Genomic DNA, 11,080 nt, shown 5'->3' on the forward strand with positions numbered 1-11,080 from the left:
GCTGGTCGCGAGCTACGACCTGCTGCTCGGCTATTCCGGCATCGTGTCCTTCGCCCACACCATGTTCTTCGGCATCGGCGGCTACGGCATCGCCATCGCGCTGGAACGCCTCGGCCCCACCTGGGGCTCGGCCGCCATCGGGCTCCTGTGCGCACTGGCCCTGTCCGCCCTGCTCGCCGTCGCCATCGGGCTCCTGTCCCTGCGCGTGCGGGCCATCTTCTTCTCGATGATCACGCTGGCGGTCGCCTCGGCGGCGGCCGTTCTCGCCTCGCAGCTCTCCGACGTGACGGGCGGCGAAGACGGATTGTCGTTCCAGCTGCCGCCCACCCTGCGCCCGGCGTTCCGGCTCCTGTCGGAGCCTCTCTTTGGCACCGCGGTCAACGGGCGGCTCCTGGCCTATTATCTCGTCTTCGCCGTCTCGCTCGTCGTCTTCCTCGTTCTCCTGCGCATCGTGAACTCGCCCTTCGGGCGCGTGCTGCAGGCGATCCGCGAGAACGAGTTCCGCGCCGAGGCGCTCGGCTACCGGGTGGTGGCCTACCGCACCGCCGCCTCCGTCATCTCGGCGCTCGCCGCCACGATCGCCGGGGCGCTCATGGCCCTGTGGCTGCGCTATAACGGGCCCGACACCACCCTGTCCTTTGCGATCATGATCGACATCCTGCTCATGGTCGTGATCGGCGGCATGGGCACCATGTACGGCGCGGTCATCGGAGCGGCGCTCTTTGTCCTGGCTCAGAGCTACCTGCAGGTGCTGATGGGCGCAGGCAGCGCCGCTCTCGCGGGAATTCCGCTCCTGCCCAACCTGATCCACCCGGACCGCTGGCTCCTGTGGCTCGGCGCGCTGTTCATCGTCAGCGTCTATGCCTTCCCGGGCGGTATCGTCGGACGCCTTCGGCAAGGCGGGACCAAGCCAAGCAATAAAGGTTAGTCCTGGAAACCTTCGGAACCGCGAACCGTTTCCTCCCAAAGAGCGGAGGAGACGTAATGAGCCGTGCCTTTGTTCGTGAGACCGAGGGCGGAGAAGCCTTCGAGGACCTTCCCGACCGGATGATCAGCCCGCACCATCTCGTCACGCCCTCCGGGCTGGCCCAGATGGACGCGGAAATCGACGCCCTGCAGAAACGTCTCGCCGAGGCTCAATCCGCGGGCGACAAGGCCGAGGTGGCCCGCATCACCCGCGACCTGCGCTACTGGTCCGCCCGCCGCGCTTCCTCCGAGGTGGTGCCGCCTCCCACGGATTCCGCTCATGTCCGCTTCGGCGCCCGCGTGACCTTCGAGCGCGAGGACGGCCGCCGCCAGACCTACCGGATCGTCGGCGAGGACGAGGCGGATCCTGTCAAGGGAAGCCTGTCCTACGTGTCGCCCCTGGCGCAGGCCCTCATGGGCAAGGAGATCGGCGACGTGGTGCCGGTTGGACAGACGACGGCCGAGATCGTCGAGATCGGATTGTAGGAATCCGCTTCCCGCATGGCGTCGCCTCCCTGGACCTGATCCGGTGATCCCGATCGGTTGAAACGTCGAGCCTCACCGGACCGGGATGGCCGGGACTGATCCCCGAATCAAGTCCGGGGACGGCCATGACGTGAGAGGGTGCCCCGGTCGTCCTACGCTTCGGCTGCGTAATAGGCGCGCTTGGCCTCGTACATCAGGAGGTCGGCGCGCTTCACGACGGCCTCCAGCCTCTCACCGGGTTGGCTCGTTGCGGCCCCGATGGCGAAGCGAAGGGGCAGGCCGGTATAGAACTGGTTGTTCACCTCGAGCAGGTTCTCGATGCTGTCCGTCACGACCTTGGCGTCCCGCTCGTCGGTGCCGGGCATCAGAAGAGCGAACTCGTCGCCGCCGATGCGCGCCGCATAGGAGGGCTTGTCGACCGCCTTGTTCAGCACCTCGCCGGCCCGGCGCAGCAGTGCGTCGCCGGCCGCGTGGCCGAGTTGGTCGTTCGCGGCCTTGAGGCCGTTGAGATCGATGATGACGATGGAGACCGGGAACGGGCCCTTGCGCTCCAGACGGTTGAGCTCGTCGACATAGAAGGAGCGGTTGTAGAGCTTGGTCAGGACGTCGTGCTTGCCGAGATATTCCAGATAGGCCTCGGCGCGCTTGCGGGCCGTGATGTCGGTCAGCGCCACCTGGACCTGCGACCAGTCGCTCTCGTAGCCCGGCAGGACGGAGAACTGCAGATGAAGGTGCAGCTCGTCGCCGGACAGGGAATAGTTCACGACCTCGCGCTGCTGGAAAATCTTGCCGTTCCAGAGATCGATCAGCTGTTCCCGGAAATGCTCCCGCATCTCGTCGCGGAACACATCGCCGAGGCGCATCAGCAGGGTCTGCTTGTCGGGCGCCGAGAAGAGCTCGAGCGTGTGCCGGTTGACGTCGATCACGCGGATTTCGCTCATGCAGCGCGTGACGAATTCCGGATGGACATCGGTGAACACGCGAAAATCCGTGATCCCCTGTCGGCGCACGTCGTCGAGGAGATGCTTGACGCTGCTGAAGTCCTCCACCCAAAGCGACACGGGTGAATGCTCGAACAGCCCCCGGGCGTAAGTTTCGCTGGCGGCAAGCTGCCGGCGCGCCGTCTCGCGCTCGGTCACGTCCTCGATGGCGATGAGAACGCGGTCCCATCGGTCGCCATGTCCCGGCAGCACACTGCCCTTGAGCTGGATGTCGAGGCGCTTGCCCGACAGGGTGTAGTTCACGGTGTTGCTGAAGAACTCCGTGCGACCATCCCAAAGCTGCACCAGCTCCTCGATATGGGTCTTCAGCATGTCATTGCGGAAAATGCGGCCGAGATTGCTCACGAGCTGCGACAGGTCCTCGGCCTCGAACAGGCTGAGCGTCTTGCGGTTGACCTTGATGACGCGGATCAGGCTCGAACAGGCCTCCACGCGCGCCGTGTCCTCCAGCAGGTGATCGCGCAGCGACGCCACCCCGGCCGCGCGCCATTCTGATAACAGCTCCTTGAGGCCGCTGTAATCCTCGAGCCAGAGCGACACCGGGGCGAGCTCGAACATCTCGGCATCGTCGGCAAGGTCGCTCGACGAAGGAACGGTGAACCTGTCGGTTTTGGAGTGCAGCATAGAAGACCTGCGGGTGAACCTGATTCCAGGTGCCATTCACCGCAAAGCAGCAATGTAATACTAGCTCAAATCAGGTGATTTTGTAGGCATCCGCAAGGTTGTCGAAGAAGCAGGCTTTCCTGCAACACTTGCGATGGTGGCGCAAATGCCTCTGAACTACAGTGAAGCAGTAAATCTTATCGCAGCGGAGGACCACAGTCATCATTCTCAGGAACTGAACCCGGTCAGCCTCTTGAGATCGCTGCGATTCAGTGAAATCGCTCGCCCCGCTCCAGCTGAGCCAGCATCAGTCCCATACGCTTGGCCCGCGTCTCGGGCTTTTTCGCCGAGTGAAGACGATAATAGATTGAATAAAGGTTCTTGCGGTCGAGGGTCAGGAAGAACACCTTCGCCTTCGGCCTTGTTGCCAAGGCATCGAGGAAGTCCTGAGGGATCGCCATCGCGGCTGAACCAGCATAAGCTTTGTCCCACCGACCGTCGGCCTTCGCGGCCTCCACCTGCGCCAATCCGGCTGGAGTCATCCGGCCTTCCGCAATCAGCGTCATCGCATGAGCGCAGTTTTTTGCGGACCAGTTGGACTTCGGCCGCCTAGGCGTCAGGCGCTGTAGGAACGACTCTGTATCGAGTGGTTGTTTCTGCCCGTCGATCCACCCGAAGCGGATCGCCTCGACGACGCAATCGGCCCACGTCACGGAGGGCCTGCCCGAACTTGACTTGAAGATCCTGACCCAGAGTTCCGTTGCGGACTGATGATGCGTCGCAAGCCAGTCACCGAGCTCAGTAGCCTTCTGAAATGCCAAGGGTGTATGCCGTGTGCCAACCATTCCAAACACTAAAGCGTCAGACTCAAAAGTGGACCCGCTTCTGGGTCCGATGCTTCTTCCTATAGTCTGCGCATCGTTGATGCGGAAACCCGGGTCCACTTTTCGCTAGTGCGGCCCGCTGGGTCGGCACGATGCACAAGGTTGCCGCCAAACATGGTGCAAGTCCAACACGACGGCAATCCCATCGACATGATTGAGTCTGGCCCCCAAGAAATTCGTGGGGCACTCCCTTCCTACTCCGTCAGCACTGGCCTTGTGCCGGCGATCCCCGGATCACGTCCGGGGAAGGCCATGACATGGGAGAGGTTATGAATCATCCCTCATTAGGGCCCAAAGGCACAACCCGCTAACGCTTGCTCGGAACGATGGCCGTCGCCTCGACTTCGATCCGGGCCGCCTTCTCCACGAGCCTGACCACTTGAACGAGCGCCATGGCGGGATAATGCGCGCCGAACACATCCCGATAGGCCCGGCCGAGCTCGCGCAGATGGGCGAGGTATTCATCGATATCGACTACGTACCAGGTCAGGCGCACGAGATGCCGGGGCTCGGCGCCGCCCTCGGCCAGGATGGCCTTGATGTTCTCGAAGATCTGGCGCGCCTGCGCGACGAAACCGTCGGCGAAGGCTTCCCTCTCGTCCCAGCCGACGATGCCGCCCGTCACCAGGACACGGCCCTCGCCCATCATGCCGTTGGAATAGCCTTTCGGCGCACGCCAATGCTTCGGGTTCAGGACCTCGGGCCCATCGTCGGCGTCAGGCAGGGGGGTGCCTTCCAGTGCGGCTGTCATCGTTCTTTCTCCCTTATCGACCGGACGCGGTGCTGAGATCCCGGGCGCGCTGCGCCTCCAGCATCTTCAGGAGCTCGCGCGCGATCACGATTTTCTGAACTTCGGTGGCGCCTTCATAAATGCGCAGGGCACGGATTTCCCGATAGAGTTCCTCGACCTTCACGCCCCGTGTGACGCCGAGCCCGCCGAAGATCTGCACGGCCTTGTCGATGACGATCTGCGCCGTCTCCGTCGCATGCATCTTCGCCATGGCGGCCTCGCGGGTCACGCGCGGCGCACCCTGGTCCTTGGTCCAGGCGGCGCGATAGACGAGAAGCGCAGCGCCGTCCACGCCCGTGGCCATGTCGGCCAGGGCGGCCTGCGTCATCTGCAGGTCGCCGAGGGGCGCTCCGAAAAGCTTGCGCGACGAGGCATGAAGCAGCGCCTCGGCCAAGGCGCGACGCGCCAGCCCGAGCGCCGCTGCGCCGACCGTGGAACGGAACACGTCGAGGGTCGCCATGGCGACCTTGAACCCCTCGCCCGGACCGCCGATGCGGTTTGTGAGCGGCACGCGGCAAGCATCGAACCGGAGCGTCGCGAGCGGATGGGGCGCGATGACGTCGATGCGGTTCTCGATCGTCAAGCCGGGCGCCTGCGCATCGACCACATAGGCCGACAGGCCCTTGGCGCCGGGCGCTTCGCCCGAGCGGGCGAAGACCACGTAGTGGTCCGCGATCCCGCCATTGGAGATCCAGGTCTTCAGGCCGTCGAGCCGCACATGGTCGGGCCCGTCCGGCGTTGCCGTGGTGCTCATGGCGGCGACGTCGGAGCCCGCCTCCGGCTCGGAGAGCGCGAAGGCCGCGATGGCATCGCCACGGGCCACGGGCGGCAGGTATTGCTCCTTGAGGGCGTCGGAGCCGAACAGCGTGATCGGCCCTGTGCCGAGGCCCTGCATGGCGAAGGCGAAATCGGCCACTCCCTCGTGTGCGGCCAGGGTCTCGCGCGCCAGGCACAGGGTGCGCACGTCGAAGGACGGAGTGAGGCCGCCATAGGCCTGCGGCACCACCGCCTTGAGCCAGCCCGCCTCCCCTAAGCGCCGCACGAGACGGCGGCAGGAGGCGTCCACGTCGTGGTGATCGACGAGGGGTTTGACCTCCCTCGACGCCCAGGCGTTCAGGTCTTCGGCGAAGCGCCTGTGCCGTTCCTCGAAGAACGGCCAAGAGAGAAAGCTCGTATCGATCACGTCAATCTCCCTTGAACACAGGCTTCTCTTTCGCCGCGAAGGCGCGATAGGCGCGGGCGAAATCTTCCGTGGTCATGCACAGGGCTTGCGCGACCGCTTCCGCCTCGATGGCCTCCTCCACCGACATGGCCCATTCCATGGCGAGCATGCGCTTCGTCATGGTGTTGGCATAGGTCGGCCCGGTGCCGATGGCGCGGGCGAGCTTGCAGGCCTCGGCCATGAGTTCGGGTGCCTCGACGATGCGGCTGAAGAAGCCCCAGCGTTCGCCTTCCTCGGCGCTCATGAAGCGACCGGTATAGAGCAGTTCCGACGCGCGGCCCTGGCCGATGATGCGCGGGAGGATGGCGCAGGCGCCCATGTCGCAGCCGGCGAGTCCGACCTTGTTGAACAGGAACGCCACCTTGGCGCCGGGCGCCGCGAGACGCAGGTCCGACGCCATGGCCACGATGGCGCCCGCTCCCGCGCAGATGCCCTCGACCGCCGCCACGATGGGCTGGGGCGCGGCGCGCATGGCCTTCACCAGTTCACCCGTCATGCGCGTGAACGCGGTGAGGCCCTTCGTGTCCATCTCGACGAGCGGGCCGATGATCTCGAACACGTCACCGCCGGAGGAGAAATTGCCGCCCGCTCCCGCGATGACCACGACCTTCACATCGTCGTCCTTGGCGCAGGCATGGAAGAAATCCGTCAGCTCGCGATAGCTCTCGAAGGTGAGCGGATTCTTCTTCTCCGGCCGGTTGAGCGTCACCGTCGCGACTGGCCCGTCGACCGAGAGCAGGAAGTGGCGCGGCTCGTAAGAGGACAGCGGCAGGGTGACGGAATTGGCGAACTGCATCACTGGTCGTCTCCCTTGATCGCCCGTCTTGCGGACAGCTTGGTCTTGGCGAGGAGCCGCATGAGGTCGGTGCGGTCCTTCGCGTTGAGATCGCCGAAGAGATCGGCGATCCAATGCTCGTGCTCGCCCGCCATGGTCCGGAACTCGGTGCGGCCTTCCTCGGTCATGCTGATCACCATGGCACGCCGATCCGTGGGCGATACGGTTCGCACCACATGGCCCGAGGCGACCAGCCGGTCGACGAGGCCCGTGAGATTGCCGTTCGACACCATCATCCGTTTCGACAGGTCGGAAAGGGTCATGCCGTCATGTGCCTTGTCGAGCTGGGCCATCAGGTCGAAGCGCGGGAGCGTCACGTCGAAGCGCTCGCGCAGGCGGCGGCGCACCTCGCCCTCGATCAACGTGGAGCAGGTGAGAAGCCGCAGCCACAGGCGCAGTTCCTCCCGGTGATCCTCGGGCATCTCGACGGCCTTGGTCTCGGCATCGAGCGGAATGGCTTGGTCGTCCATCGTCAGATCTCTCCACCGGCCACCACGATGGCCTGTCCGGTCACAGAGCGCGCGCCCTCGCCGCACAGCCAGAGCACGGCATCGGCGATCTCGGAAGGGTCGATCAGGCGCCCTTGCGGGTTGTGCTTCACCAGTTCGCCGAGCGCCTCGTCGCGGCTCCTGTTGGTCTTCGCCATGATCCGGTCCAGGCTCTCGGCCACGAGATCGGTATCGGTGAAGCCGGGGCAGACCGCATTGACCGTCACGCCGGTCTTCGCCGTCTCGAGTGCGAGCGCGCGCACGAAGCCGATCACCGCGTGCTTGGCCGCGCAATAGGCGCTCACATAGGGATAGCCCTTGAGCCCCGCCGTGGACGCCACGGCGACGATGCGCCCGAAACCACGCTCGGTCATGGAGCCCAGCACCGCCTGCGCCATGGTGGTGACGCCGAGCAGGTTCACGTCCAGCATCTGCCGGAAAACGTCGGGTCCCGTTTTCATGAACGGTGCCGATGCGGCCGCTCCCGCATTGGCGATCATCAGGTCGACGGGACCGTAGCGCTCGACCGCCTCGCGCACCGTGCGCTGCACGGCCGACGCATCGGTGACGTCGGCAATGGCGGCAGCATGGGCGTCCCCCTGTACGATCGCCTCCTCGAGTGGCGCGGGGGAACGCCCGACGACGGTGACGGATGCGCCCGCCTTCACGAGCGATGCCGCAATGGCGCGGCCGATCCCGCGGCCGCCGCCGGTCACCAAGGCATGACGCCCCTTGAGACTTGTCAGGGTCATGTCATTCCGCCGCGAGAGGCTTCTCTCCGGCCTCCATCTTCAACTCCGCCCGGGTCTTGGGCTTCGCCTTCACCTTGAGCTCTTCCATGTCCTGACGGTCGCGCACGGAATTGCGGAAGATCTGGTCCTTGCCCATGAGATATTGCGGCGGGCAATGGATGTCCTTCGCGCCGTACCACGCCGCGGCCTTCATGGTGAAGAACGGATCGACCAGATGAGGCCGGCCGAGCGCCACGAGATCCGCACGGCCCGCCGCCAGGATCGTGTTCACCTGATCGGCCGCCGTGATGTTGCCGACGCATATGGTGGCGACCTGCGCCTCGTTGCGCACCTGGTCGGAGAACGGCGTCTGGAACATGCGCCCGTAAATCGGCCGCGCCTCGCGCACGGTCTGCCCCGTCGAGACGTCGACGAGGTCCACGCCGTGCTCGGAGAAGGCCCGGGCGATCTCGACCGCGTCGTCGCCCGTGATCCCGCCCTCCGCCCAATCGGTCGCGGAGATGCGCACCGACATGGGCTTGTGCGCCGGCCAGACCTCGCGCATGGCGTCAAACACTTCGAGCGGGAAGCGCAGGCGGTTCTCCAGGGAGCCGCCGTATTCGTCCGTGCGGCGGTTGGTGAGCGGCGACAGGAAGCTCGCCATCAGGTAGCCGTGGGCGCAATGCAGTTCGAGCATGTCGAACCCGGCCTTCGCGCCGCGCCGCACAGCCTCGACAAACTGCGCCTTGATGAGATCCATGTCGGCGCGCGTCGCTTCGCGCGGCACCGGGCTGTCCGGGAAGTAGGGAATGGGAGACGCGGAGCAGATGTCCCAGGCGCCCTCCTCCAGGGGCCGGTCCATGCCCTCCCACATGAGCTTGGTCGCGCCCTTGCGTCCGGAATGTCCGAGCTGCAGGCAGAACTTCGCGGCCGAATTGGCATGGATGTAATCGACGATTCGCTTCCAGGCAGCTTCCTGCTCGTCGTTCCAAAGCCCCGTGCAGCCGGGCGTGATGCGCGCTTCCGGCGACACGCAGGTCATTTCCGTGAAGACGAGCCCCGCGCCACCCATGGCGCGCGCGCCGTAATGGACGAGATGAAAATCGCCCGGGATGCCGTCCTTGGCCGAATACATGTCCATGGGCGAAACCACGACGCGGTTTGCGACCACCATCTCCCGCAGGCGGAAGGGCTGGAACATGGGCGCGCTCGGGTTCTCGACCGACACGTCGAAGCCCTGTCTCTGCACTTGCCGAGCAAAGGTTCTGTCGACATCGGCCACGAAGTCGGGCGCGCGCAGACGCAGGTTGTCATAGGTGATCGCCTTGGCGCGGGTCATGACCCCGAAGGCGAACTGCACCGGGTCGAAATCCCAGAAGCGCGCCACGTGCTCGAACCAGACCAGGGACACGTCGGCCGCGTGCTGGGTCTTCTCGACTTCCTCGCGCCGTCCGGTCTCGTAGAGCGACAGCGCCCCCTCGACGCTCGGATCGCGGCGGAGGGATTCGTAGAGCGCGATGGCATCCTCCATCGCGAGCTTGGTGCCCGACCCGATGGAGAAATGCGCCGACGCCTTGGCATCGCCGAGCAGCACCTTGTTGCCCATGACCCAGCGCTTGTTGCGGATCATCGGGAAATTGCGCCAGATCGACCGGTTGGTGAGGATGCGGTGGCCGCCGAGGAACCAGCCGAAGATTTTTTCCATGAGCGCCGCCGACTCGGCCTCGCTCTTGTCCTTCAAACCCGCACGCTCGAACGTCTCGGGATCGGTCTCGAACACCCAGGTCGAGCGGTTCGCCTCATACTGATAGGCATGGGCAATGAACGGCCCCCACTCGGTTTCCTGGAAGATGAAGGTGAAGGCGTCCAGCGGCTTGGTGGAGCCCATCCAGGTGAACTTGTTGGGGCGCAGATCCACCTCCGGCTGGAAGTGATCCGCATAGCGCTCCCGGAAGCGGCTGTTGATGCCGTCGGCCACGACCACGAGATCCGCATCGTCGAACAGGCTCTCGTCGTCCACGTCCACTTCGTAGCGCAGCCTGACGCCGAGCTCTTCCGCGCGATCCTGCAGGATCAGGAGCAACGTGCGGCGCGAGCAGCCGCAGAAGCCGTTGCCGCCGATCCGGTGCTCGGTGCCGCGGAAGTGGATGGCGATGTCGTCCCAATAGGCGAATTCCCGTACGATCCGCTGATAGCTCGGCAGGTCGTATTTCTCGAAATTGTCGAGCGTCGCATCGGAGAACACGACGCCGAATCCGAACGTCTCATCGGCGCGGTTGCGCTCATAGACCGTGATGTCGGATTCCGGCCGAAGCTTCTTCAGCAGGATCGCGAAATAAAGCCCCGCTGGGCCGCCGCCGATGATCGCCGTCTTCATGAGATTCCTACCCGAGACACTGCGCTTATTGTTTTAAGCTTAAAATAATTTCCGCACAAGCCGGAAGAGCGTCAGGCGCTCATCGCCTCCTGATGGCCCTCGACATCCTGGGCGATCCGCCGCAGCTCGAAGCGCTGCAGCTTGCCGGTTTGCGTGCGCGGCAAGGCCTCGACGAACTCGATGAGGCGCGGGTACTTGTAGGGCGCGATCTCGGCCTTGACGTGATCCTGCAGCACCTTCGTCAGCTCGGGTCCGGGCACATGGCCGGAACGGAGCACCACATAGGCCTTGACCACCGTGCCGCGCCCATCGTCGGGAGCGCCCACGACGCCGCATTCGGCGACGGCCGGATGGGTAAGGAGGGCCGCCTCGACCTCGGGACCGGCGATGTTGTAGCCCGCCGAGATGATCATGTCGTCGGAGCGGGCCTGGTACCAGAAGTACCCGTCCTCATCCATCAGGTAGGTGTCGCCGGTGATGTTCCAGCCGTCCTGCACGTATTTCCGCTGCCGCTCGTCCGCGAGATAGCGGCATCCGGTCGGCCCGCGTACGGCGAGGCGACCGACGCTGCCGGGCGGGAGGTCGCGCCCCTCGTCGTCGACGACCTTGGCCTCGTAGCCCGGGACGGGCTTGCCGGTCGCGCCGGGACGGATCTCGTCCTCCGTTGCGGCGATGAAGATGTGCAGCATCTCGGTGG

At 65.0% G+C, this 11,080-nt stretch carries 11 protein-coding genes; 2 read left to right on the forward strand and 9 right to left on the reverse strand.

The genetic code is table 11. The annotated features are described in order from the left end of the window. Positions 1 to 928 (forward strand): branched-chain amino acid ABC transporter permease (locus OC446_RS26955; RefSeq protein ID WP_262032047.1); only part of this gene is annotated, 928 nt, incomplete at its 5' end. Positions 929 to 984: 56 nt separating this feature from the next. Continuing rightward, positions 985 to 1,452 carry a transcription elongation factor GreA gene (greA, locus tag OC446_RS26960; RefSeq protein ID WP_262032048.1) on the forward strand — a complete coding sequence of 156 codons (468 nt, stop codon included), beginning with the start codon at positions 985 to 987 and terminating at the stop codon, positions 1,450 to 1,452. A gap of 152 nt (positions 1,453 to 1,604) precedes the next feature. Here the strand turns inward: greA and OC446_RS26965 are convergent, their stop codons facing one another. From OC446_RS26965 to OC446_RS27005, 9 genes are all read right to left on the reverse strand, one after another. After that, on the reverse strand, positions 1,605 to 3,077 hold the full coding sequence (locus OC446_RS26965) for a GGDEF domain-containing protein (protein ID WP_262032049.1): 1,473 nt from the start codon (positions 3,075 to 3,077) through the stop codon (positions 1,605 to 1,607). Positions 3,078 to 3,325: 248 nt separating this feature from the next. Then, positions 3,326 to 3,769 (reverse strand): YdeI/OmpD-associated family protein, encoded by a 444-nt coding sequence (locus OC446_RS26970; protein WP_262032050.1) that lies wholly within the window; start codon positions 3,767 to 3,769, stop codon positions 3,326 to 3,328. 478 nt (positions 3,770 to 4,247) lie between these two features. Next, a complete protein-coding gene (locus tag OC446_RS26975) occupies positions 4,248 to 4,691 on the reverse strand; it encodes a RidA family protein (protein ID WP_262032051.1) in 444 nt (147 codons plus the stop codon). A gap of 13 nt (positions 4,692 to 4,704) precedes the next feature. Further along, entirely contained in the window at positions 4,705 to 5,913 is a 1,209-nt protein-coding gene (locus tag OC446_RS26980) for an acyl-CoA dehydrogenase family protein (protein WP_262032052.1), read from the reverse strand. 1 nt (position 5,914) lies between these two features. Then, positions 5,915 to 6,748 (reverse strand): enoyl-CoA hydratase family protein, encoded by an 834-nt coding sequence (locus OC446_RS26985; protein ID WP_410055155.1) that lies wholly within the window; start codon positions 6,746 to 6,748, stop codon positions 5,915 to 5,917. After that, on the reverse strand, positions 6,748 to 7,257 hold the full coding sequence (locus OC446_RS26990; RefSeq protein WP_262032054.1) for a MarR family winged helix-turn-helix transcriptional regulator: 510 nt from the start codon (positions 7,255 to 7,257) through the stop codon (positions 6,748 to 6,750). The genes OC446_RS26985 and OC446_RS26990 overlap by 1 nt, the downstream gene beginning before the upstream one ends. A 2-nt stretch (positions 7,258 to 7,259) precedes the next feature. Beyond that, positions 7,260 to 8,027, reverse strand: coding sequence for an SDR family NAD(P)-dependent oxidoreductase (locus OC446_RS26995; protein ID WP_262032055.1), 768 nt, complete (start codon positions 8,025 to 8,027; stop codon positions 7,260 to 7,262). 1 nt (position 8,028) lies between these two features. Further along, positions 8,029 to 10,383 (reverse strand): bifunctional salicylyl-CoA 5-hydroxylase/oxidoreductase, encoded by a 2,355-nt coding sequence (locus OC446_RS27000; RefSeq protein ID WP_262032056.1) that lies wholly within the window; start codon positions 10,381 to 10,383, stop codon positions 8,029 to 8,031. 71 nt (positions 10,384 to 10,454) lie between these two features. Then, a partial coding sequence (locus tag OC446_RS27005) for an AMP-binding enzyme (RefSeq protein ID WP_262032057.1) occupies positions 10,455 to 11,080 on the reverse strand: 626 nt, incomplete at its 5' end.

This window comes from Microvirga sp. Mcv34 (genome assembly GCF_024519725.1).
Classification (GTDB): domain Bacteria; phylum Pseudomonadota; class Alphaproteobacteria; order Rhizobiales; family Beijerinckiaceae; genus Microvirga.